A 25,628-nucleotide genomic window follows, 5' to 3' on the forward strand; every position below is an offset into this window, starting at 1 on the left:
ATACCCGGCCCATAAAATCGGAGACACCCAGGCATGTTCAAGGCAATCTTGTTGACGCAGTCCGACGGCACGACGCAAGCGGCCGTGACCGAATTGCAGGACGATGCGCTGCCCGCCAGTGGCGACGTCCTCGTCGCCATCGATTACTCCACCATCAATTACAAGGACGGCCTTGCCATCACCGGCAAGGCGCCCGTCGTGCGGACATGGCCGATGGTCGCCGGCATCGATGGCGCGGGCACCGTGCTCGAATCGTCGCACCCGGCGTGGCGCGCGGGAGATCGTGTCGTGCTCAACGGTTACGGCGTTGGCGAAACGCATTGGGGATGCCTGTCGCAGAAGGCCCGGCTGCGTGGCGACTGGCTTGTGCGACTGCCCGAGCGCTTCACGCCGCGTGACGCGATGATCATCGGTACGGCCGGGTACACGGCCATGCTCTGCGTGATGGCGCTCGAGCGCAGCGGCGTCGTGCCGCACCATGGCGACGTACTCGTCACGGGCGCATCCGGCGGGGTTGGGTCGGTCGCCATCGCACTGCTCAGCTCGCTCGGCTATCGCGTGGTGGCCTCCACCGGCAAGCTGCATGAGGCAGACTATCTGCAATCGCTAGGCGCCGCGGAAGTCATCGACCGCACCGCATTCTCCGAGCCGGGCAAGCCGTTGCAGAAGGAACGTTGGGCAGCGGTGGTCGACGCCGTCGGCTCCCACACGCTGGTCAATGCCATCGCACAATTGCGTTACGGCGGTGTGGCCACGGCCTGCGGTCTCGCGCAGGGCATGGATTTCCCGGCGAACATGGCGCCCTTCATTCTTCGCGGCGTCACCCTGCATGGCATCGACAGTGTCATGGCGCCGCGTGAGTTGCGCGAAGAGGCATGGCAGCGGCTTGCGCGCGATCTGGAGCCACAGAAACTCGGCGGCATTTCACATGACGTCGGCCTGGCGGAGGCCATCGCCGTCGGTCAACGCATCGTCAAGGGAGAGATCCACGGGCGCGTGGTCGTCGACGTCAATCGCTGAACACGCGCGGCCGCAAATGACAATGGGCGACCGATCCGTCGATCGGTCGCCCATGCTGTTGGCACGGACGCCAGTGCCGAGATCAGTGACTTCCGCCCAGATAGGCCGCACGCACCTTATCGTCATTGCGCAGGCTTTGCGCCGGACCATGCACGGAAATGCTGCCGTTCTCGAGCACATAACCGTAATCGGCGACGGCCAAAGCGGCGGCGGCGAACTGTTCCACCAGCAACATGGTCACGCCTTCCGCTTTCAGATTGCTGATGATGCGGAACACTTCGTCGACCAGAATCGGCGCCAGTCCCATTGACGGCTCGTCGAGCAGCACGATATCCGGGCGCAGCATGACCGCCCGCGCCATCGCCAGCATTTGCTGTTCGCCGCCCGAGAGCGTGCCCGCCAATTGATTGCGCCGCTCCTTGAGTCGCGGGAACAAGTCCATTGCGCGGTCCAGATCGGCGGCCACATCGCCGCGCGGCCGACTGCCGGTCAGACGTGGAAACGCCCCCAGGCGAAGATTGTCCGTCACCGACATGGTGGCGAACACGCGCCGCCCTTCGGGCGAGTGCGCCAATCCCAGCTTGGCGATGCGATGAGAGTCGAGCCCGTCGATACGCTTCTCGCCGAGGGTGATCTCACCCGCCGACGGCTTGATCATGCCGGACACGGCGCGCATGGTCGTCGTCTTGCCCGCACCGTTCGAGCCAATGAGGGTGACGACCTGGCCGCCAGGCACATCGATATCGATGCCGTGCAGCACCTGCACCTTGCCGTAGCCGGCTTGCAGATTACGAATGGAAAGCATAGGAGTTCCGTTTTTCCGTCTATTCGTCTATTCGTCGATTCGGTCGTGTGCGTCAGTGCGTGGTCGATGCACCGCCCAGATACGCCTCGATCACCTTTTCGTCGGCCTGAATCTGCGCCGGCAGACCTTCGGCGATCTTTTGGCCGAAGTCCAGCACCGACACGGTCTGGCACGTGCTCATCACCACATCCATGTGGTGCTCGATGAGAATCACCGTGATGCCGTGATCGCGAATCTTGCGAATGATGGCGAGCAACTCGCGAATGTCGGGCGCCGTCAGACCGGCAGCCGGCTCGTCGAGCAGCAGCAGACGCGGATCGAGGGCCAACGCGCGCGCGATTTCGAGCAGACGCTGCTTCCCGTACGGCAGGTTGCGCGCCTCTTCGTCCGCCAGCGACGCCAGCCCGACGAATTCCAGCAGCCGCATGGCCCGGGCACGCGCGCCGTCCTCCTCGCGCTTGTATCGCGGCAGGCGCAACGAGACATCCACCAATGTCGAATTGAACGTGTGATGCAGACCGACGAGCACGTTTTCCAACGCAGTCATCTCGCCGAAGAGCTGCACATTCTGGAACGTACGCGCCACCCCGGACAGCGCAATGTCGGCAGACGTACGCCCCGCCAGCGACTCGCCGGCGAACTCGATGCTGCCCGCCGTGGGCACGTAGATGCCCGTGAGCACGTTCATCATCGTGCTCTTGCCGGAGCCGTTCGGGCCGATCAGGCCGTGAATGGTGCCGCGCTTGACGGTCAGATCGACCTGGTTGAGCGCCTTGAGCCCGTCGAACTGCATCAGCAACTGGCGCACCTTGAGCAATTCTTCCGGCCCATTCGCTGCCTCTGCCAGTACCGGGTCATTGCTGCCGGCGGCCGAATCGTCCACTTGCGTGGCGGAGACGGTGAGCGTGCGGCGGCGGTGCAGAATACGTGAGCGCAGGAAACCGATGATGCCGTCCGGCAGGTAGTACACGACGAACAGAATCATCAGACCGAAGATCGTCAGACGCCAGTCCGTGATGCTCTCGCGCCACCAGGTCACGCCGGCGAGTGCGATCGTGCCGATGACAGGCACGGCGGCCTTCGCGAGCGTGGTCCGGGCACGCGCCACGCCCGTGATGGCCGCAACGGTCGTGACCACGGCGATGAGCGACGCCACGATACGGAAGACATTGATGTCGTCGAGCAACTGCGGCAGCAACACGATGATCGCCGCGCCGAGCAACGAGCCGCTGCGGGTCTTGCGACCGCCCATGATGACGGCCAGCAGGAACAGGATCGTGAGCTCGAAGTTGTACGTGTTCGGCGAGATGTACTGCTCCGAGTAGGCGTAAAGGCTGCCCGCGAGCCCGGCGAAACCGGCGCTGATCACGAACGCATACACCTTGTAGCGATACACCGACACGCCCATGCAGTCCGATGCGACCGGCGAATCGCGCAGCGCTTCGAACGCACGGCCGAGGTGCGACTTCAGAATGCGATGTGCCACGAGCATGCTCAGCAACAGCAGCACCGCAACGATCCAGTAGTACTCGACCTCGTCGATGGGATGCCCGCCGATGACCGGTTTTGTGAGCTTGATGCCCAGCGGCCCGGACGTGAGGAAGTCCATCTCGTTGATGAGAATCTGGATGATGGTGCCGAACGCCAGCGTCACCATTGCCAGATACGGCCCGATCACGCGCAGTGCGGGCAAGGCCAGCACCGCGCCGAACGCCGCCGTGACGAGAATCGCCGCGGGCAGCGCCAGCCAGAGCGTGAGCCCGAGCTTGGCGAAAAAGACGCCCGCGACATAGGCGCCGATGCCGAACAGCCCTGCATGGCCGAGCGACACCTGCCCCGTGTAACCCACGACGATGTCCAGCCCGAAGAGCAGGATCGCGTAGATCATGATCGTCTCGATCATGTGGATGTAATACGGATTGCTGACGGCCATGGGGAAGCCGAACAGCGCGACGATGCCGACGATCGCGGCAAGTTTGGTCGTCGCGCGCAGGCCGCCGAGATCGCCGGCCCCGCGTGCAGTGGAGGTCTGTGCGGTCATGGTTACACCTTCTTGATGGCGGTCTTGCCGAACAGGCCTGCCGGCTTCACGGCCAGCACGAGCAGCAGCAGTACGAGACCCGGCACGTCTTTGTAGCCGGTCGAGATGTAGAACGCGGTCGTGGTCTCGGCCACGCCGAGGATCACGCCGCCCACGAGCACGCCCATGCCGCTCGACAAGCCGCCGATAATCGCCACGGCGAACGCCTTGAGCCCCAGCACGGCGCCCATCGTGGCGCCGGTCAGCGTGAGCGGTGCCACGAGCACCCCGGCAAACGCCGCGGCCATCGACGACAGCGCATAAGAGAACGTAATCACCAGACTGGTGTTGATGCCCATGAGACCGGCGGCGTCGCGATCGTTCGCGGTCGCCACCACGGCCTTGCCGTAAATCGAGCGACGGTTGAAGAACTCGACGGCGGCCATCATGAGCAGCGCGCCCACGACAACGAGCAGTTCCATGGGCAGCACATTTGCGCCCATCAGATTGATCGGGGCTTCGGGCAGCGGCGACGGGAATTTGAGGTCATCTCGGCCCCAGAGATTTTCCGCCACGTTCTTGAAGATGATGCCCAGTGCGATGGTCGACATGATCCAGCCGAATTCCGACTTGATGCGTAGTGCAGGTTTCACGCCGATGCGCTCGACGAAAGCGCCTTGGACGAGGCCGAACAGACAGACGATGGGAATCATCAGCCAGTAGTTCAGACCGAGGGTGTCGACCAGCGTCAGGCCGACCAGTGCGCCGAGCATCAGCGCTTCGCCCTGGCCAAAGTTCAGGGTGCCGGACGTCGCAAACGTCAGTTGGTAACCGAAGGCGATCACGGCGTAAATCATCCCCAGCGCGATACCGCTGTAGATGAGTTGAATCAGGATGGTCATGCGGTCCTCTCTCGCGAGTGCGAGCCTACGAGCCTACGAACGGTGCTCGGGAGGCATTCGATGCGTGTGCCGCACGCCGGTCCCGAGTGCCGGCGGCGGGCAACGGTGGCGTGAAGACAGCGCGCCCGCCCCGCGCCGGTGCCCTTGGTCGAGGCACCGGAACGAAGACGACGCGCGCCGTCGTTCACCCGTCATGGCTGCAAAATGCAGCGCCGGGACGAAAGACGCCTTACTTGGAAGCCGTGGCTGCCTTCTCGCGAACCTTGCTGCCGGCCTTCAGATCGGCGTCGTACGCGTACACGACGCGACCGCCCTTGACTTCACCGAACACCGGAATGTTCGCCGTGATGGCGTCGTGATCGTCATGCGTGAACGGTCGGTCGTAGGTCGTGACCACCCCTTCGACCGGCGTCTTCAGGTCTTCCAGCGCTGCGCGCACCTTCGGGCCGTCCGTGCTGCCCGCCTGCTTGATGGCCGCGGCCAGCAGGTAGATCGAGTCGTAGCCTTGCGCTGCCGAGACCGCCGAATCGATGCGGTTGTTCTTCGGCTTGAACATGGCCAGATAGCCGTCGATGAAGGCCTTGCGCTTGGGCGTATTCGGTTCCTGAATGAACGTTTGCGGCATACGGGCGCCTTCGCCGTTCGCTCCCGAGTTGTCGATGTAGTTCGCCATCGCCAGCGTCCAGCTGCCCACGATCGGCAGCTTCCAGCCGAGCTTGCCCATGCCGTTGGCGATCTGCGCCAGTTCCGGGCCGATGCCGTACGTGAGGATCACGTCGGCGCCTGCCTGTTTGGCCTTGAGCAACTGGGCCGTCATGTCGACGTCCTTGATGTTGAACTTCTCGACGGCGACGGGCGTGATGCCCTTGGCCTTGAGCGCCTTTTCCAGATCCTCACGACCGAGCTGACCGTAGTTGGTCGAGTCGGCGAGAATGGCGGGCTTCTTGAAGCCGCGACGCGTGATGGCTTCCTCGACGATCATCGGCGCCTGAATGCTGTCCTTGGCCGAGTTGCGGAAGACGTAGTTGTCCGGGTACTGGGGCGGCTTGAACTGGTCGGTAATGACCGTGCCCGTGGCCACGTTGTTGAACACCGGAATTTTGGCGTCCTGATAGAAACGCTGCGAGGCGAGCGCAACACCGGTGTTGATGTAGCCGACGGTGGCGACCACCTTTTCCTTGTTGATCAGTTCCTGCGCGACCTGCACGCCGCGCTCGTTCTTGGCCTCTTCGTCACGCTCGACCAGCACGATCTGACGACCGAGCACGCCGCCCGACTTGTTGATTTCCGCTGCGGCCAGACGCACGCCGTCGCGCATGGACACGCCCATCGACGACGAACCGCCGGTGAACGGGCCGGACACGCCGATCTTGATCGGATCGGCTGCGATCGCCATCGAGGCGGACAGGGCGAACGCCACGGCGCCGGCCATGAGCTTGAATCGGAATTGCATAAGGGTCTCCTTCGGTGCGATGCGTTTCGATATGACGCTTTTCTGCTGCGATTTTCCTTGGTGTCGCAGGCCCTGCCGTGGATGCGCGATTCACGGGATACTGCCCCCCTCACACCGCCCCGGTCCTTGTAATTCGTATCAGGGCGATACCGTCAAGCACGCGTCGAACGACCAACCTAGCGCGCCGATTATGTGATCGCTGAGTTTCGCCCGCAAAGGCGGGAATACCCCTACGGGGACGCGGGTTTGCGCCCCGTTAGCACCATTTGATGCGGGTTTCCAAGCAATTTAGCGGCACGCGCCCATGTACGGCGCGTGTCTGGAGAACGGCACGGAGTGCCAAAGAGTTCGACTCGGGTGACGGGTCGTAAGGGAGTTGTAAGCGAGAGCGATTATTCGCGGAATCAGTCGCCCGGCGCGACGACTTCGCGCGTGCCGTTTCGCCCCATGGGGGTGACGAGTCCCGCCGCTTCCATCTGCTCGATGAGTCGCGCCGCACGGTTGTAACCGATGCGCAATTGCCGTTGCACGGCAGAGATCGACGCGCGCCGTGAGTTCAGCACGAACGCGGCAGCCTCGTCGTACAGCGGATCGGCCTCGGCGTCCCCGCCCGTGTCGCCGAACAGGTCGGCCGAGGCAGCGTCCGCGGGATCTCCCGCGAGAATGGCTTCGTCGTAATCCGGCTCGCCGTACTGCTGCCAGTGCTCAACGACACGGTGCACCTCGTCGTCCGCCACGAACGCGCCGTGCACGCGTTGCGGGTATCCGGTGCCCGGAGGTAGGAACAGCATGTCGCCCTGGCCGAGCAGCGATTCCGCCCCCATCTGGTCGAGAATCGTGCGAGAGTCGATTTTCGAGGACACCTGAAACGCCACACGCGTGGGAATGTTCGCCTTGATCAGGCCCGTGATGACGTCCACCGACGGGCGTTGCGTCGCCAGAATCAGGTGGATGCCGGCCGCCCGCGCCTTCTGTGCGAGTCGTGCGATCAGCTCTTCGATCTTCTTGCCCGCCACCATCATGAGGTCGGCCAGTTCGTCGATGACGACCACGATGAACGGCAACCGATCCAGCGGCTCGGGCGCATCCGGCGTGAGCGAGAACGGGTTGCTCACCTTCTCGCCGGCAGCACGTGCCGCGTCGATCTTCTCGTTGTAGCCGGCCAGATTACGCACGCCGAGGGCCGACATCAGGCGGTAGCGCTTTTCCATCTCGCCTACGCACCAGTTCAGCGCGTGCGCGGCCTGCTTCATGTCGGTGACAACGGGGGCGAGCAGATGCGGAATACCGCCATAGACGGACAGTTCGAGCATCTTCGGATCGATCATGATCAGGCGCACGTCGTCCGGCGTCGCCTTGTACAGCAACGACAGAATCATGGCGTTGACGGCCACCGACTTGCCTGAACCGGTCGTGCCCGCCACCAGCAGGTGCGGCGCGCGCGCAAGATCGGCCACGATCGGCTCGCCGGTGATGTCCTTGCCCATCGCCAGCGCGAGGCGCGAACGATGCGCATCGAATGCCGGCGCTGTCAGAATTTCGGACAGTCGGATCATCTGACGCTGTGCATTGGGCAGTTCAAGTCCCATGCAGGTCTTGCCGGGAATCGTCTCGACGACGCGAATCGACGTGACACCCAACGCCCGCGCCAGATCTTTCATCAGCCCGACGACCTGCGCGCCGCGCACGCCGACGGCGGGTTCGACTTCGAAGCGCGTGATCACCGGCCCGGCGGACGCCCCGACGACCGTGACCGGTACTTTGAATTCCGCAAGGCGCTGCTCGATCAACTGGCTGACAGCGGCGAGCGCTTCGTCGGAAACGACGTTGGCGACGTCTTGCGAGGTCGCCGGTGACAACAAATCCAGCGCGGGCAAGTCGTAGTCGATGGCCACGCGCGGCGGCGGGAGTTCGTAGGGCGCGTCCGGCGCAAAATTTGCAGCGGGTTGGGCGGCCGGAGACACCGCCCCAAAAGAGGGAATCGCGGGCACGGACGGCACGGATGACTGGGACGACGGGGACGACGGGGACGACGGGGGCGACACGGCAGGCGACGCGAATGTGGCCGGCGTCGACGGTGCGCTCGTCTGCGGCGCGACATTCCCTCGCGCCGTGATTTCCTCGCTCGTCATCGGCACGCCGTCGGCACGCGCCCATGTGCCGTCGGCACGCAGCACGTAGTGCGGCTTCGACGACGGTGCAGGATCGCCAACGGCGCCGTCGATTTCGCTGGCCTCGGACACGTCGGCAGCATCATCAGCAGCAGCAGCATCGTTGGGGCTCGTGGGCACGTCGGACACTTCCGATGCATCGGCAACGTCGAACGGCGGCGGTTCGTGGGCGACGTCGAACGGCGCTTCGGTCACCGTGGTCACCAGCGATGGCGTGGTCGCAGGCGCCGACGTCGGCTCGATGACCGGCGGCTGTGCCGCAGACGCGAATTCCGATTCGGGCGGAACGGTCGTCCGGGTCGGCGTGCTGCGTTCGAGCGGCGCGTCATGGGCAACGACACTCGCGAGTACGTCGGCAAAAACGAAGGGGCGCGACGGCACTGCGGCCGATGTGCGCGCAAGGGGTACTGTCGCCGCCGCCGACGACGATGACGATGACGATGACGATGACGATGACGACGCCGCGACGGCGGACTTCGGCAAGAGCACTGTCGGCGGCAGGTTGAGGACATCCTCCGGCGCGAGCGATGTTCCCATCGCAAGCCCTTCCGACTGAGTGGATGGCGCAGTCGGTGCGATCGGGTCGGTAGACGGCGCCGGTTGGGTCATTCCCATCGCACCGGCGGTTGCGACCGTTTCGCCGCCTCCGCTCGTTCCGATCCCTGCGCTCACTGCGTCCCCTTCCACCGGCGCCACGCCAATTTCGGTCACATCACTTCGCGCAGGCGCTGGCGTCGGCTCGGCGGATGTCACGTCGCCCGCCTCGGCAGCATCGGTACGGCTCCACTGACGCAGATCGCGAAGCAGTGCCTCGGCTTCGTGGCGCAGCGCGGCCATGGCTTCGATTCGTTCCCGCTGCTCGATACGTGCCTGCTCCGCCACACGCGCGGCTTCCGCCTCCTGAGCGCGCATCTCCGAGGTCGATGCTTGCGACGTGGATTCGACGGGCGACGCATCGATGTCGTTGACCGACCAGTCGATGGGCGAGAAATCGGAAACGTCGGACGACAACGGCGTGGCGGCATCCGCTGCGGACCATGACGCCGCACCCCGCATGACGGACCCGGCGGCCGAATTTGCCACGCCGGCGCCCGGCAATGAAGCGGAGACGGCGTCGGGTGTCGCAGAGGATGTCTGCGCGGCGGACGCCGCTACACTTGTATTAAGGATTGCGGATTCTGTCGTCCGATCGATGGGCGCCTGAGTTCGCGGCGCCACCGGCGGCGCACCGCGCGGAGGAACATCTTCCAGTCCCAACTGCGGTTTGCGAAACGGGCTATGTACGACCGTGCCGCGCAAGTGCGCCGGGGCCATGCCGACCGGACGTCGATAGCCCGTCGTGCCCGGAATCGATGTCGAATGCAAAGGATCCATGGGCGACGTTGTGCCCACGGTGGGGCCCGCCGTTGCGCCTGAAGCCGCCGCCGCAGACGTCGCACGTGGTATCGCGGCAGACGGCATCGAAGGTGAGCCCGACGCGCCGTGAGGCGCCGTGACGCGCGGTTCGCGCGACGACAACCCCGGCTCGGCACGAACGAATTCGGTCATGCGTAGGGCATCGCCGCGACTCGGGCCGGTCGCGTAAGTGTCACGTGAACTGCTGGATGAAGTGCCAGCGGAAGTACCACGCGGCATGACAGCACGGGTCGCGCCGGTGGCATGACCAGCTGTCGCGGCAGCCCCCGCCATGCCCACCGTGGCGCCGATTGCCGCGCCTGAGCGTCCGGCCGGCGCCCCCTTCCCTGTCGGTCGAATCCGTGCGCTGCTACCGAAGGACGGTTCGGCGCGCGGGGCACCGCGAACGGCCAATGGCGGCGGCTGCATGGCGTCGAGCCTCGCGCGCTCTTCGTCCGTCAACTTCCAGCGCGGCTGCGCAGCCAGTCCACGGCGGCGGGGCACCGGCTCTTGCGTCAGACTGCCAACGTTGTGATGACCTTGACCAAGTGTCGGCGTGAAGCCCCCTCGCTCGCCGCGTTCTGCAGCGTCGAACGACATCTGCGAAAGGCCGCGTACCGGCTCGCGTGCAACGGTGTCGAAACGCGACTCACGTGAATCGCGCGATTCCAACGACGCCGCATCGTCATCTTCGCCGGTCGTTCGACCGCGCGAGACCATGCCCCACCAGGTGGTGCCGAAGACAAGGGGAAGGGAAAAAAGGAGGACAAAACCTGCAACGCCCATCGCGAGCGTGCTACCAAGCGCAACTTGCATGCCGTGTGCCAGAGATTGGCCGACGCTGCCTCCGGCAGTGGTGCTGTCTGCGCCGGTGAGCGCAGCAAGCGTGGCGCTCGACACCATCGTGAGCGGAACGCCAAACAGCATACGGAGCGTGCCGGGGCCGAAGATTCTTATCTCACCGCCAAGCAGACCCCGTACGCCAGGCCAGCACAACGCCAGCAACCAAAACGTCGACAGTCCGAACCAGCCAAACCCCATAATCGCTCATTGCTTCAGGAAAACCCGGAGAGCGATTGTAGCAGGTAGGTCACCCCCTCGGCGGCCCGACTGCACGGACTTTTGCGCACCCGGCATGCCGGGGCCCTGCATTATGTTCGACCGTCATGCGTGAGCGTTATGCGCGGCCGTTATGCGCTATGCGCGACCGTGCGTTCCCGTGGGACGCAATGTCGTCACGGCGTCCACCGCCACACGCTCGACCGCGGCGACCGGCAACGCCTCGTCCGGCACCACCAGACTCAGGTTCCGGCGACGCAGCGAGCGCCAGTCGACCTTGGCGAAGATATCCGCGCCGAGTGCGCTCGTGGGCGACAGGTTCTCGACGCGCACCCCGCGCGCGCGCAACACTTCGGCGGCGTGACGGAACGACGGTTCGATAAGCGTGGTGAATTCCGCGTCCAGACGGGTGGGCGCGCGGGTCTGCATCGTCTCGTAAAAACGCGGCGTCTGCGAGGCATCGCGCAGGTCCAGTCCATGCATGTACATCTCGGTAAAGCCCAGCCACGTGGCAACCTGCAACGCGAAATACGCCACCGTGCCGCCGTGGAAGAATCCGTTATCGATGTCGAAGCTGAAGCCGATCTGGCTGTCGTCGCTCAGGAACGATGCGCTGGCCGCAACCCGTGCGTCGCCACGCAGCGTCGACGTCGTGCGCGCCGCCTCCAGGCCGCGCTTGAAAATATCGTCGACGAGATAAACGCGGCAGCCGAAGGCCGATGTGGGAAACATATCGAGCAGGCGCGCCAGCACCACCGGCGTCACGAACAGCACCAGGTCGCGCGCCACGATGCGGCGCGCGAGGTCAGGCCGCTGACGCACAAAACCGGCATCGAGAATGCAGTAGTAATCGAATTTGACCGGTGCACGGGCGCTCAGCGCAATCGCACCGTTCACGCCCATGACGTGATGCATGGGCAGCGCCTCGTAGTCGATCTCGGCGATCGACGGCCCGCTGGCAATGATGTGGCACGGCAGGCGTCGCAGACGTTGCAGTTCCGCGCGACCGGCGAGCGGCACATGGCGCCCGCGCCATGTGAATCGTTGGATGGCCCCCATCGCATCGCGCTCGATGCGCGCATGCGGCCACAACCGTTCGTTGTGCCGCCACTTGGCCGTATGGCTGTGACGGTAGACGAGTTTGAGTAAGGTCGAAAACATTGTCGTTGTTCTGGTTAGGTGTTCTGGTTGCGCCGCACTCGCCTTTTGGACGGACGGTCCTAACCCCGTTACATGGTTACGTATCGCGTGTCGATCAAATGCCGAGTCTTTGTAAGCGGTGCTGCGCCGCGTGCCCCCAAGCTCGCGAACCGGCTCACAAATCGCATGAAGACGTTGCCCCATCACGTCGATGAATAAATTCTGCCACCCGGACTTTGCCGGGGACAAGATTTATTCCAGTTGGAAATCTTACGCTGAGTTACCTTCAAGCGCAGTTGAGGAACGACATGCTTGACACCGGAATCCCCTCGTCATGCGGGTTTCCGGGCCGCTGCAGCTGCGCTGGCAGGAAGGAAAGGAAATTTGTGAGAAATACAGCATTGCGCGAAATACAGACAATGCTGAACCGGAAAACGCGATTGATGCGCCTTTCGCAGGGAACGCTTCCGGTCCATCGCGCCCCCGCCAGTTCGTCAGCGATCCTGAACGACTGGGCGCGCTCAGTGCAGCGCGGCGCTCCCGCCCGGACGCGGGTAAAAGGACTTCTCCAACTCGACGAGCAAGGCGGAGAGTTGCGGATCGCGCACGAAGCTCGCTGCGGAATCGGCGGCGAGAATGGCTTCCGGCGTCTGCGGGCGTGCAATCAGAAAACCTTGCACGTAGTCGACGCCAAGCTCCGAGAGCGCTTCGAGCGTCGAAGCATCTTCCACCCATTCCGCCACGCTGCGAATCCCGAGATTCTTCGCCAGCGCCACGATAGCCTCGACGATCGCCAGATTGGCGGGGTGCGCCGCCATACTTTTGACGAAAGCGCCGTCGATCTTGATGGCGTCGACCGCCAGGTCCTTGAGATACGAAAACGAACTGAAGCCTGCGCCGAAATCATCGAGCGCGATGCGTCCGCCCAACTGATGGATGCGGTCGACGAAGCGCCGGGTATTGTCCAGATCGTGAAGCGCCACCGTCTCCGTAATCTCGATGCACAGCAAGCCCACCGAGCGCTCGTGCGCGGCAAGCGTCGCGAAGATGTCCCGCACGAAATGCTCGTCGTTGAGCGATGCCCCCGAGAGATTCACGCACACGAAGCGGGTCTTCGAGAGCTGGTCGCGGTGGGCGTCGATCCACGTGAGCGTGTTCGTGAGCACCCATTTGTCGATCATGCCGATGGTGCCGTTCTCTTCGGCCGCACTGATGATGCGTGACGCCGGCACGATGTTGCCGTCCGAATCGCGCATGCGCAGCAGCACCTCGAAGTTCAATGACTCGCCAGGCGACGCCATCTCCATGATCGGCTGCATCTCGAGAAAGAGCGTATTGGGCGTGAGACCGGCATCGAGCGCGTCGATCAGACGCAGCTCAGCGAGCCGTTCGCGAAACGCCGCCGCGCCGCGCTCGTAGACGACCAGCTCGCGTCGGCTCTTCTTCGCCTCGCGGCAAGCCCGGTCGGCGGACGAAATGGCGTCCGGCACGCGCATGTCCGTCGTCAGTTCGATGACGCCCGCAGACGCACGCACCTGAAACGCGCGATCACCGATCTGATACGGCTCACCCGCAATAGCATCGACCAGACGGCGCGCCACTGCTGCGGCCTCCTTGATGGTGGCGTCGCGAAAGACCACAATGAATTCGTCGCCCCCGGTTCGTCCAACGCTCTGGTCGGTCGACAGACGTGCACGCATCCGATCACACGCCTGACGCAACACTTCGTCGCCGGCCGCATGCCCGAACAGGTCGTTGACGAGCTTGAAACGGTCCAGATCCAGGTAGGCCAACGCCGCCGGACGGTCGTCGGACAGCGTGCGAATCGCCTCGCCAAGCGCCTTTTCGATGCCCCGCCGGTTCGAGACACCGGTGAGCGGATCGTTCTCCGCCAGATAGCGCAATTGCTCCATCGTGCGGGCACGTTCCGTAATGTCCTGCAACGAGCCTTCGATGCGACCGTCCGAGAAGATCGCCTTGACCAGATAGCGGCTCACACGTCCGTCGTCGCGTGGCAGCGAGAGTATTTCGAGCTCGGATTCGTCGCTGTGCTGTGCGACGTCGAGCAGCATGCGCCAGGTGCTTTGACCGAAGTACTGGTCCCAGCGATAGGTGCGTGCGCCGGCATGAGGGATGCCCAGCATGGTGTGCAGCGCGGCGTTTCCGCGTACGAACACACCCTCATCGTTGAGCGTGAACAGGCCCACGGGGGTGACGTCGTACGCGTTGCGCAATTCGGTCTGGGCTTCGAGCTTGCCCTTGTGTTCCATGCGCATCTGCTCGGCAATGGCGAGTGCCGCCATCAGGCTCGAAAACAGCGCTGCCGTCACACTGTTGAGCGCCGACGACAACGCCCGGGCGTTGAAGGCCGCTGCGATCACTTCGGAAAATGTGGCGAACAACACGATGGCGAGCGACGCGCTGTACCAGACGGCGACCCGCGAACGGGTCAGCACGAGAATTCGCGCGAGCAACACCAGCACGATCACGATGCCGAGCGCCGCCACCGCCCACAGTACGGGGATGAAGTGCGCATAAGGCAATGCGATCGCCGCGCAGCACAGCACCACGCCAGCCCATTGCAGCACCATCACCATCCATCGCAAGCCAATGCGCTGCAGTTCCTTCTTGAACAACTGCGTGAACAGCGAGTAAGTCAGCACGTAATAGACCGCGAACGTTGCCTTGCGCACGAGCGCATCCCAATCCATCGGAATGGCGCGCTCCAGCCATTGCGTGTCGGCACCCAGGGAGTTCGCCGCGAGCCGCAGGTTGCCGATCAGCCACGCCGCGAAAAGGACATAGAGCCATTCCTTGTTGATGATGGCGGTGACCAGCACGAATGCCGACAGCGTGAGCAGACCGCCTTCGAGCAGACCGTTGCTGCGATGAAATTCCTTCTCGGAAATACGAAGCTCGGCGCCCGGCCAGGCGGTAAGCGACAGATGTGCCGGGCCGGAGAACGTGCCCTGGCAGAGCAGCGTGACAGGCTCGACGATGTGACCCAGATCGATGGCGAAACCGGCTTTGGACACGCGTATCGCCCCACTCACGCCGCTGCGGTCGGCGCGGCCGATGGCCGGCGCGTCCGGGTTTCGCCAGCACGCCAGCGTCTGCGCGTGACGTGAAGGGAATTCGATGAAGGTGCGCTCCTCGCCTCCCACGGGCGGCACCGTGAATCGGAACCAGACCGGCGCTTCGGACAGATGGGTACTGAACTGCTGCACGGGCGACACACGCTCCAGCGCGCCTTGCGCCATGGGCGGACCGAACGTTGCGGGAAGATCGCCTTGCGCCTGAAAGCTCACCGGCGTTGCACCGCGCACGGCGTACTGGCTTTCCTGAAACAGGAGCACGATGCCCGAGAGCAGCATGATGGCCGCGGGCACGGCATACAGGGAGATGCTTCGAAAGAGTTCGTCGAGTCTCGCGGTAATGCGCCAACGGCGTCGCGCGCCGGTGAGTTCGTTCAACTCATCGGCGAAATCGTTCGTGTTACGGCCGTGATCGTCACGCTCGTTGCCGAGGTCCCCCGCCATATGACTCTTGTGCCCTTATCTCGTTGGTCGCCCCCGTGTCGAATCCCGGACAAGGCTCGCCTTGCAACTCACGTTGCGGCGCACCTTGCCGGCCGGGCCGGCCCTGTCCCGTGCGGCCGGTCTTCGGCCTGCACGGTCAGGTGTCTCTTGCCCGTACTTCTCGTCACCGCCTTCGCCATCCCCAACCCCTGCGGGATGCGACGGGATAACGTTAATTCGCATAACGGCATTACACCGCCAGGCTGAAGCCTGCTGCTACGCATCGTACCTCGTCGGCACTAAAAGATAAATCCCGCAAATGCGCGCCAACATTGGCTTCGACCGGCACCGGCCCGACCTCGCGGCCCCGCTCTGCGACGCTCACCGCTTCCTCTTCTGCGTTCTGGCCCGGCATACCGAGGCGCAGGTCCGGATGATGTGTCAGGCACATGTAGGCAAACAACGGATGCCCCGCCGATTGCCAACGTGTGCGCGCCTGCGCGACATCGAGCGCCAGCACCCGGTGCCCGATCCCGCCCACGTGCGCCATCGGGATCAGATCCTGTCCCGGGAACACATCGGTAAACATCAGGGCTTCGTACTGTCGATGCAACGGCGGACGCGCGGTGATCACCATCCAGTCGATCCCCGAGAGCAGGCAATACTGATAGAAAGCCTTGAAAAGCGCCGTCTTGACGACACGGCCCACGGGGCCCGCCACCACCCCGAGACGCGTGGCCTCGGCCAGCGCCGCACTATCCAGCCATGCCGGCAACGGTGCGGAATCCTCAAGATGCAATGCCTGATAGCGGTTGGTCTGAATGCGCATCGTGCCGAGCACGGCGCCATCCAGACGGGCACGCGCCATGAGTACGATGGCGCCCGGCTCCCGGTCGCTGGTCTCCGGTTCGCTCAGCGTGGCAGCGAGATCGGGCAGATGACGCCCGTAAGCGGCCTGACGCATGGCGACGGCGTCGCGCAACGACGATTCGTCGCTCGCAATCGTGATGACGAAAGGCAGACGCTCCTCGCGCAACGCCGTCGTCTGCGGCAAGTCGGCCACCGGCGCGCGAGCCGCAGCGGGCAACGCTGCCGGGTGAGGGTTACGGCTCGGGAATTCGGCGCGCGGGATGGAGAGGACGTCCGAAGCTTGTGCAAGGTCAAACATGATTGACACTCCTTAAGGTCAATGAAAGGGCTGGTGCGGTGCCCGGGCGTTCTCTCCGGTGCACCGCACAATGCCTTTCTTGACCCGCCGAGGCGAAGTGTCAAGTGCTTATTTTCGCTACGTTTTTCACATCTCGATGGGGCCGCAGCCGCGCCCTTGCCAATCGTCGTGCCGACCGCCCGGGAACCCGCGTCGCACCGTACAAAACCGCCACGAATCGGCTTTCTTCAGCGCTCCGATCCGATTCGCTGTCACGTATTTACGACAGTTGCCGTCCGAAGAGTGACTCTGGCAAAATGCTAAACCTGTTTATCAATTTACCGGACGACAAGCCCATGGGCCGCGGCAACACGGGATGCCCCTGCCGCCTCCGTCCACCCGCTCAGTCAATCTGTACGCCAAGACGACACCATGTCGAAAATCGATTGGTCCTCCCGCTTCGGCACGCTGGTCCACGATGTCGCGCGCGTTTATTCGCGGCGCTTCGACCGGCGTGCCCGGGGCAACTTCGACCTGACACGCGCGCAATGTCGCGTGCTGGTCATGCTCCACCGTTATGGCGTGCAGACACAGGCCGAACTGGCCGAACGCATGGAACTCACGCCCATGGCGCTTGTGCGCCTGCTCGACCGCCTGCGCGAGAAGGGGCTGGTGCGTCGCGAGCGCGATCCGCATGACAAGCGCGCGCATCTGCTTTATCTGACGCAGGCGTCCGAAGCCAAGATCGACACCATCGTGGCGTTCGCGAACGGAGTGGAGCGTGACGCACTGGCCGACCTCACCCCCGCCGAGCGCGCTGAGCTTTCCCGACTGCTGGGCAAGGTCCTGGCGAACCTGACACGCGCCGAGGCCGAAGGTCCCGCGTCGGCGAAACCCGCGAGCGGCACGCGCGACGCCGGCCGCCTGAACCAGGAGACGCCACCGGACTAGCGCAAACACGCAGAGGGACAGGAAACAAGGGCAGGAGACGAGCAAGACAAGCCGGTCGACAAACAAGATGTTCGGGCGAGGCATCACGCCATTGCACCGAACTGCACCGTCGGGTGCGCCGCTCACGTGCATCGCGGCTCGCACGACGATTCACCAAAGGAAATACCGTGGCATCCCCCGCAAAAACTGACGATCCCGGCAAGCACCGGGCGCTCGTCAGCATCTCCGTCATGCTGGCGACGGTGTTGCAGACACTCGACAGCACAATCGCCAACGTCGCGCTGCCGCACATGCAGGGCAGCTTGTCCGCGTCGCAGGACTCGATTACCTGGGTATTGACGTCCTATATCGTCGCCGCGGCCATCGCAACGCCGCTGACCGGCACGCTATGCGCCCACTTCGGACGTCGACGCGTGTTCCTGTGGTCGGTCGCCGGCTTCACGATCGCCTCGGCGCTGTGCGGCATGGCCCATTCGCTCACCGAAATCGTGGCGGCACGCCTGTTCCAGGGCATCTGCGGCGCGGCCCTCGTCCCGCTGTCGCAAGCCACCATGCTCGACATCAACCCACCGAGCAAGCACGGCTCCGCCATGGCAGTGTTCGGCATGGGGGTGATGGTCGGGCCGATTCTCGGGCCCTCATTGGGCGGCTGGCTGACCGACAGCTACAACTGGCGGTGGGTCTTTTACATCAACCTGCCCATCGGGCTCATTGCCTTCCTCGGCATCGCGGCCTATCTCAAGGAGCCCAAGGAACAAAAGGCAGGGAAATTCGACGCCATGGGTTTCGTCACGCTTGGGTTGGCCATCGGGCTGTTGCAGTTGCTGCTCGACCGGGGCGAGCAGCAGGACTGGCTCAGTTCGACGGAAATCTGGCTGGAGATGCTGGGCGCCATCATATGTTTCGCGTACTTCATCGTTCACACATGGACGGCAGGCGAACATTCGTTTTTCAACCGCGCACTGTTACGCGACCGCAACTTCAATACCGGCGTCATCTATATCTTCGTGGTCGGCATCATTCTCTATGCCACGCGCGCGCTGCTCCCGCCAATGCTGCAAAGCCTGTTCGGCTACCCGGCCATTCTGACCGGTCTGGTCACGGCCCCCTCCGGCGCCGGGACGATGGCCGCCATGCTGGTCGTCGGGCGCCTCGTGGGCAAAGTCGACGTGCGCTATCTGCTGGGTTTCGGGTTTGCCTTGACGGCCTATTCGCTGTACCTGATGGCCGGATATTCGCTCACGCTGAGCCCGTCGGACATCGTCTGGCCGGGCGTCATTCAAGGCTTTGGGCTGGGTTTCGTGTTCGTGCCGCTGACGACGGTCACCTTCGCAACGCTCCCCGGCCAGTTCCGCGCCGATGGCGCCGCGATCTACAGTCTGTCGCGCAACATCGGCAGCAGTATCGGCATTTCGGTCGTGCAGACGCTGCTCACGCAGAACACCCAGGTCAATCACGCCGTGCTGTCCGAGCGGATTACGCCATTTACACAGGGCATCGAGCCGTACTTGCAGACCTACGGCGCGGCCGCCATGGCGGCACTCAATGCGGAAGTGACGCGACAGGCCGCGATGATCGCCTATCTCGACGACTTCCGGCTGATGCTGTTCCTGACGGTGGCCGTCATGCCCCTGCTGCTGTTCATCCGGATGAAAAAGAAAACGACGGGCAAGCCTGACGAGGCCGACGAGATGATGCATATCGCCGCAGACTGACGCGGCACTTCGACGCGAAGGGGCTTGCCCTGCCCCTCGCCTAGGCAGGCAGCTTGCGCGGGCGCTTGTGGGCGGCCGCGCGCGGCTTGCGCGGTTTCGGCTCGATGCCGATGCGCGGATCGCCCGCGACCACCAATGCCGCAAGCCGCTTCGCCACCGCGTCGAACGCGACGTCCGACTGCGGGACGTAAAGCCACTTCCCGAGAACGGGATGCGGGCGCAATGCCGGCATCTCTTCCATGAGCGACCTGTGATGTTCGTGCGAGGTACAAACAAGCAACCCATCCCATGGCGCGTCCCGATCGATGACCGCAAGGCACTGCCGACCATTCACATAGGCGGCTTCCGAGCCGAACATTCGCTTGCGCAAATACGTTTCGTTGCGTTCGAAAGGTTCAAAGACCCAGAGTAGCGAATTTTGAACGGACGACGGCATGAGAAAGGTTTCCACAAAGTCATTGGGCGATCCGCCACTTTACAGGAGCCATGAAATCATCGCCACGCCTGGCTTTCGCCCCCTCCGGCATCAACGATGATTTAAATCCCATCACCCTCAAAAACCTGCATCTCGATTCCCAAGAATATCGAGACATCCGTAACAACTTTTTACAACTCACAAAAATACAACGACGACATTTTTCGGAAGCGAATTAAACGCCTAATTTGAATTCAGCTGAATCAAGACCGATGGATTAAGCATTGAATACTATTAGGAGTACGATATGACTATCACGTTCCGTGCGATTCGGCTCACCCGATCCTCTCGTGCCTCCCTGACCTCTGCAACGCCCCCATTCGTCATATCCATCGTATCCGTCATATCCGACAAAGCGGTCGACGCGGTGCGATGTCCGCTGCCGCTCAAGCCGATGATTCTCGCGCTATCGCTTTGCTTGAGCGCACAAGCGCGGGCGGCCTGCGACAATGTCACGCCTGCGAGCGGCATGACGGTGACATGCACGGCGACCGGGGGGACCGGGGGTATCGTGGCGGCGCAATCGGGCAGCACGGGCGTCGCCGTCAACGTGCAGTCGGGCGCCAGCGTCGCATCGAACCGCACCACCGCCGACGTCGCCACCATCACCGTGGATTCTTCGAGCACGATCACCAACGCAGGCACGGTCAGCATCACCGGGACCAACCAGCCGCAGCCCGGGCGCGGCGCCGCCATCCTCGGCGCGCACGACTACAACATGTTGGTCAACACCTCCACCGGCGTCATTTCAACGTCCGGCTACGAAAACGACGGCATGGCCATCAACGGCAATCACGGCTCGCTGACCAACAACGGCACCATTACCGTGAACGGCCCGAACGCGTTCGGCATGACCTCCGCCTGGGGGCAATCCTCCGGTCTCGGCCTGTACAGCACCTTCGTCAACACCGGGACCATCACGGCCAACGGCGGCGGCAGCCGCGCGATCAGTGTCGTGGGCGGGCAAAGCACGGTGACGAACAGCGGCACGCTCATCACGACAGGCGGCACGGCATCGAACCGGTCGTTCACCGTTTTCATGCAGGGAAACAACAACACTTTCACCAACAGCGGTTACGTCGAAGCGCGCGGCATCAATAGCGATGCGGTGGTGTCCAATACCGCTTCGGGATTCACCTCGTCCATCGTCAACCAGTCCGGCGGGCAGATCGTCAGCCGCCAGGGCTTCGCTGTGCGTACGGTCAACGGCACGATCACCATCACCAACGCCGGGTTGATCGAGAGTGACGTGGGCACCGCCATCGCCATGAACGCTGCCGCTCGATCCAATACCCTCACGCTGCAAACGGGGTCGCAGATCATCGGCACGGCAAACGGCGGCGCGAGTGCCGTGAGCCGCGTCAATCTGCAAGGCACCGGCACCGCGAGCAATGCCTTCGTCAACTTCGGCACGCTCAACATGCAAGGCGACGACTGGACCTGGACGGGGAGCGGCGACTTCACTTCGGCACAATTTCAGCGCGGCGTATTCCGCCTGAACAGTTCGCTCGGCGGCGCAACGTCGCAGGTCGCCTCCGGCGCCACGCTCACCGGCACCGGTACACTCACGGGCAACCTGACCAATGCAGGCACGGTGCATCCCGGGGACGGCAGTGGCAACGGCACGCTGACCGTGTCCGGCAACTACACCGGTCAGAACGGCAGACTCGCTATCGATACCGTGCTGGGCGACGACACGTCGAAGGTCGCACCGCTCACGGTGAGCGGCGGCACCCTCGGCGGCAGCACAACCATCGCCGTGAACAATATGGGGGGCGTTGGTGGACTCACCACCGGCAACGGTATCCCGATGGTCAACGCCGTGGGCGGCACCACGTCGGCCGCGGGCGCGTTCGCGCTCAGCGGCCCGGTGAGCCAGGGGGCATACACCTACTATCTCTACAAGGGCGGCACGACGCCCGGCACCGCCGACAGCTGGTTCCTGCGCTCCACGGTGCCCGTGGCAACCACCGTCACCTTCGTCGATCCCACCACAGGGCAAACCGTCAGCACCGTGCTCTCCCCGGTCGGCGCCATCGGCAGTCCGCCCACGGCCGCCGAAGGGTCGACGCCGATGCCGATCTACCGCGTGGAGGTCCCGGTCTACTCGGCCATGCCGGAAATCGCCCGCGTGGCGGGGTTCGCCCAGATGGGGACTTTTCACGAGCGACAAGGCCAGCAAGGCTTGCTCGACGAGAATGGATGGCTGGGCGCCGCATGGGCCCGTGTCTGGGGCCAGACCGAACAGTACCGGTCCAAAGGGGATGTGTCGCCGCAGTTCGACGGCAACATCGGCGGCGTGCAGGTCGGTCACGACATCGTCTCGCGTCGCACGGACAGCGGACACAACGACCACATCGGGATACTGGGCGGATGGACGCGCGCCTACGGCGACACGCAAGGCAGCGCCCTCGGCGCGATGGACACGCATACGGGCTCGCTCGGATTGGACATGTACAGCGCCGGTCTGTACTGGACACACGTGATGCCGGGCATGGCGTACGTCGATGCGGTCGTGCTGGGCTCTGCCATGCAATACGAATCGAGGCCGGTCAGCGGTATGAACACGAGCACGCACGGCAAGGCCATCTCGGCATCGCTGGAGACCGGCTGGCCGATCCGCCTGACACCGACGCTGACGCTCGAACCACAGGCGCAGATCGTCTATCAGCATCAGTCGCTCAACGACCTGTCAGACGCGGTCTCCACCGTGTCGTTCGACAGTACTAATAGCTGGCTGGCGCGCATCGGTGCGCGTCTGGAAGGCAACTACGATGGCGCGCGCGGCCTGTTGCGCCCTTATCTTCTGTTCAATCTGTTGCACACGTTCGGCAACGACGGCCGTGCGATCTTCGGCGGCACCACACCGATCGTCTCCAGCGTCAACAGCACGGCTGCCCAGTTTGGCATCGGGGTCGCAGGGCGCTTCAACAAAAATGCGAGCGTGTACGCCACGCTCGCCTATCTCACACAGCTCGACGACACGCGCCAGCAGAGCGTATCGGCCACCCTCGGCCTTCGCTGGCGGTGGTGAATGGCAGGTGGAGCGGTTCGCCAACGCGAATTCCCCGCTAGCCCGCCACGCCACCGCCCTCCTTGCCGCCCTGCCCTATCGGGCGGATTCGCGCACGATGTCTCCCGGCTTCCACGTCTTGTCGAACGCCGCCGCCTCCGGTCCGTAGATCCGGAAGTACGCGAACCAGCCGCGCCCCGGTACCGTCTTGATCCAGTGCGACGCATCGCCCTTGGGCGGATTCGGCCCGAACGAGAGCACGACCGGCTTGCTCGTATCGATGTTCTTGAGTTCAAACAACGAGCGCAAGGCGGCCTTGTCCTGATCGGTTTGCACCTGCGAGCGGGTCTGGGCGTCGTACAACGTGACCGACCAGAAAAGCTTGCCCGGCACCGGCTGCGGCACGGTGAGCGTGTACTGTTTGCCGCCATCCAGATAGACACCCTGACTGTCTCGTGCACTCAGCCAGTAGAGCGATCCGGCCCCGGCATCGCGCTTGAACATCGCGGGCGAAGTGACGATCGCCTGCGCGAACCAGCGGTCGCGCGCGTCGAGATCCATGCCTGCCGGCGTCTCGAACTGTGCGGTCCCCGGCACCAACCCCACCCATTCCCAGTGGCGATCGGGCCAGTTCCTGATGCCCTCACGCTGGCTGTCGAACGCGGAGACCAGCATCTGGTCTCGTCCCAGACGCGCCGCCTTGGCCAACAGGTCCTTCGTGCGGGCGTCCGGCGTAAAGGGCTTGCCCTTTTCTATGCCGACTTCTGCGAGCAACCCGTACATCGGCAGGTACTTCCCCTGAATCGGCTCCTCCTGAATGATCTTGTCGAGCTTCTCCCAGAACTGGAAGTTGTCTTCCCACTTCAACGACGAGCTGTCGAGCGCGACCTTTGAAGTGTCGACGATGGCCAGCGCCGGTCCCGTGACACCTTGTGGCGTCCAGCGCTGAATCTTGATCGTCTCGAAGGCGGCCATGGCCTTGGGCAGATCGCCACCGACCGGCATCGAGCGGATGGCCAGCAGGGTCTTGAGCGACGGCGATTGCGATACGAAGTAGCCCTCCGACTTGTCCGGGACCTTGCCCTGATACCCCGGCGGGAGAATCAGGTGCTTGCCTCCCTTGCCTGCGTCCGGTCCCGGAAGTCCGAGATCGGCGACCCAGCCCTGATTGTGATCGTTGACGAGACCGATGAAAGCGCCTTGCGGCAAATCGATCAGCATCGGCCCGCCGGAAAGGTCCAGCACTGCCGAGCCATACGGCGTGTCGGAATTCAACGTAAAGCCGACCTGCCGTGGTCCTGTGGCCGCGATACCCCATTGCTTCCCGTCTTCGATACCGGCCGCGCGATTGCCGTTGTAGATGCCTTCCATCGAGACCGTCGGGTACCAGAACCGGTACGCAATGATCGCGCGCTGCAATGCTTCGTCGGCGCGCACGTGCTGCGACGCCGTCGGCGTGGGATAGCCCTGCTTGAACGGGTACGGATTGGCGTCCGCAGCCCGCGACGGTCCACTGGCTGCGAAAACGCCACCGACCGTCAGTGCAAGGAGACAACGATTCAATCGACGCATTGCAAATTCCTCCGGCCTTTGGGGAGACGATCAAAAATGAAACGAAGCGAACCAATGAGTATTTAAATTACCCGTCGATTTGCAAATTCATTTCGATGTTCTTTTAGCCAGATGAAAATGTCAATTCTCGAATCAGGACGACGCAATTGCATCCCGACGTAAAGCGCATCATTCACGTCACCACCCGTCGACATCGATTGCCGACGGGGGTTTTCCAGCCCCGCAGCACCCATCCGCATGCGCCGTCAGTCAGGTCTCGCCGTCAATGATCGACAACAACTACATTGACCGGAACGCGAACACTGCACCGCATGGCAGACATTGATTTTCATCGGTGATTATTTTTATTATCATCGAATCATTAAAATCAAATAACCATCGCAAATCATCACCGGCAAATCTAGAATCAGACTCCATTGGCGCAACACTAATGAACTAATCGACGAAATGGGGGGCTGTAATGACGCTAAGTCGCCGGTGTCTTGTTACGGGCATGCTGATTGCGGGCTGCACTTGCGCACAGGCGCAAACGTCCGCCGAGGACGCCAACAAGAGCAACAACCCGCTCAATCTAGCGGCGTCGTTCAACGTCCAGAACTACTACACGCCGTCGATTTTCGGCACCGACACGCATACGAACGATTTCCTCCTGCGCCCGACGGTGCCGCTGGGGCCGAATGGCATCGTGCCTGTACCGCAGATCCTGCGCGGCACCATACCGATCAGCACACGCCCCGACGCAAACGGCGGCTACAAGACCGGGCTTGGCGACATCAACCTGTTCGACATCTTCTTGTTGAACCCAGGCGCTGCCATGGAGTTCGGCGTCGGGCCGCTGGTGACGATTCCCACAGCGACCGATAAATCGCTGGGCACCGGCAAATGGCAGGCGGGTCTGGCGGCAGTTGGCGTGCATGCGAGCAAGACGGGATTGCTCGGTGCGCTCGTGCAGTGGCAGCACTCCTTTGCCGGACAAGGCGACCGGCCGACGGTGCAGACACTCACGGGGCAGCCGTTCATCATCTACAACCTGCCAGAGGGCTGGTATCTGCGCTCCACCGGGACCTGGACGTTCGATCTGCAACACGGCAGCTACTACATTCCGGTGGGCCTCGGCGCAGGCAAGGCGTGGAAGATGGGCAAAACGATCGTCAATGCTTTTGTCGAGCCACAGTATTCGGTGGCGCATTCGGGCAACGTCCCCAAATGGCAAATCTTCGCGGGGTTGAACTTCACGTTCGGACACTGAGCGGAGGCTGGGCGCGGACCGAG

General features: G+C 63.4%; 15 protein-coding genes. 5 read left to right on the forward strand and 10 right to left on the reverse strand.

Going from position 1 to position 25,628, the window contains the following annotated elements:
• Positions 1-33: 33 nt before the first annotated feature.
• Positions 34-1,020, forward strand: a complete 987-nt coding sequence (acuI, locus tag PCA31118_RS04970) for an acrylyl-CoA reductase (NADPH) (RefSeq protein ID WP_150623454.1) — start codon at positions 34-36, stop codon at positions 1,018-1,020.
• A gap of 82 nt (positions 1,021-1,102) precedes the next feature.
• Here the strand turns inward: acuI and PCA31118_RS04975 are convergent, their stop codons facing one another.
• The 8 genes from PCA31118_RS04975 to PCA31118_RS05010 all read right to left on the reverse strand — a co-directional run bounded on the left by PCA31118_RS04975 (position 1,103) and on the right by PCA31118_RS05010 (position 16,651).
• Complete coding sequence (locus PCA31118_RS04975; RefSeq protein WP_044455696.1) at positions 1,103-1,825, reverse strand: ABC transporter ATP-binding protein; 723 nt, start codon at positions 1,823-1,825, stop codon at positions 1,103-1,105.
• Between the two features lie 52 nt (positions 1,826-1,877).
• A complete protein-coding gene (locus PCA31118_RS04980) occupies positions 1,878-3,758 on the reverse strand; it encodes a branched-chain amino acid ABC transporter ATP-binding protein/permease (protein WP_150623790.1) in 1,881 nt (626 codons plus the stop codon).
• A 110-nt stretch (positions 3,759-3,868) separates the two neighbouring features.
• Entirely contained in the window at positions 3,869-4,747 is an 879-nt protein-coding gene (locus PCA31118_RS04985; protein ID WP_044455695.1) for a branched-chain amino acid ABC transporter permease, read from the reverse strand.
• 229 nt (positions 4,748-4,976) lie between these two features.
• Entirely contained in the window at positions 4,977-6,200 is a 1,224-nt protein-coding gene (locus tag PCA31118_RS04990) for an ABC transporter substrate-binding protein (protein WP_150623456.1), read from the reverse strand.
• 404 nt (positions 6,201-6,604) lie between these two features.
• The gene (locus PCA31118_RS04995; RefSeq protein WP_246190061.1) at positions 6,605-10,693 is read right to left on the reverse strand and encodes a DNA translocase FtsK; all 4,089 of its coding nucleotides are present in this window, start codon (positions 10,691-10,693) and stop codon (positions 6,605-6,607) included.
• Between the two features lie 270 nt (positions 10,694-10,963).
• Complete coding sequence (locus PCA31118_RS05000) at positions 10,964-11,986, reverse strand: hypothetical protein (protein WP_150623460.1); 1,023 nt, start codon at positions 11,984-11,986, stop codon at positions 10,964-10,966.
• Between the two features lie 500 nt (positions 11,987-12,486).
• The gene (locus PCA31118_RS05005) at positions 12,487-15,504 is read right to left on the reverse strand and encodes a putative bifunctional diguanylate cyclase/phosphodiesterase (protein WP_150623462.1); all 3,018 of its coding nucleotides are present in this window, start codon (positions 15,502-15,504) and stop codon (positions 12,487-12,489) included.
• Between the two features lie 229 nt (positions 15,505-15,733).
• Positions 15,734-16,651: an N-acyl amino acid synthase FeeM domain-containing protein gene (locus tag PCA31118_RS05010; RefSeq protein WP_174990330.1), complete on the reverse strand. Its 918-nt coding sequence runs from the start codon at positions 16,649-16,651 to the stop codon at positions 15,734-15,736.
• A 411-nt stretch (positions 16,652-17,062) separates the two neighbouring features.
• Here PCA31118_RS05010 and PCA31118_RS05015 point away from each other — a divergent pair, with 411 nt between their 5' ends.
• Together PCA31118_RS05015 and PCA31118_RS05020 are read left to right on the forward strand one after the other, a co-directional pair.
• Positions 17,063-17,581 carry a MarR family winged helix-turn-helix transcriptional regulator gene (locus PCA31118_RS05015; RefSeq protein ID WP_150623464.1) on the forward strand — a complete coding sequence of 173 codons (519 nt, stop codon included), beginning with the start codon at positions 17,063-17,065 and terminating at the stop codon, positions 17,579-17,581.
• 167 nt (positions 17,582-17,748) lie between these two features.
• On the forward strand, positions 17,749-19,296 hold the full coding sequence (locus tag PCA31118_RS05020) for an MDR family MFS transporter (RefSeq protein ID WP_150623466.1): 1,548 nt from the start codon (positions 17,749-17,751) through the stop codon (positions 19,294-19,296).
• A 40-nt stretch (positions 19,297-19,336) separates the two neighbouring features.
• Here the strand turns inward: PCA31118_RS05020 and PCA31118_RS05025 are convergent, their stop codons facing one another.
• Complete coding sequence (locus PCA31118_RS05025) at positions 19,337-19,732, reverse strand: hypothetical protein (RefSeq protein ID WP_150623468.1); 396 nt, start codon at positions 19,730-19,732, stop codon at positions 19,337-19,339.
• A 286-nt stretch (positions 19,733-20,018) separates the two neighbouring features.
• On the opposite strand from PCA31118_RS05025, the gene PCA31118_RS05030 reads away from it, so the two are divergent.
• A complete protein-coding gene (locus tag PCA31118_RS05030) occupies positions 20,019-22,805 on the forward strand; it encodes an autotransporter family protein (protein ID WP_246190062.1) in 2,787 nt (928 codons plus the stop codon).
• A gap of 75 nt (positions 22,806-22,880) precedes the next feature.
• On the opposite strand, the gene PCA31118_RS05035 is transcribed toward PCA31118_RS05030, so the two are convergent.
• On the reverse strand, positions 22,881-24,356 hold the full coding sequence (locus PCA31118_RS05035; RefSeq protein WP_150623470.1) for a DUF1254 domain-containing protein: 1,476 nt from the start codon (positions 24,354-24,356) through the stop codon (positions 22,881-22,883).
• 460 nt (positions 24,357-24,816) lie between these two features.
• Between PCA31118_RS05035 and PCA31118_RS05040 the strand changes: the two genes are divergently transcribed.
• Positions 24,817-25,605, forward strand: coding sequence for a hypothetical protein (locus PCA31118_RS05040; RefSeq protein ID WP_246190063.1), 789 nt, complete (start codon positions 24,817-24,819; stop codon positions 25,603-25,605).
• The last annotated feature ends 23 nt before the right edge of the window (positions 25,606-25,628 follow it).

The organism is Pandoraea captiosa (assembly GCF_902459775.1).
Classification (GTDB): Bacteria; Pseudomonadota; Gammaproteobacteria; order Burkholderiales; family Burkholderiaceae; genus Pandoraea; species Pandoraea captiosa.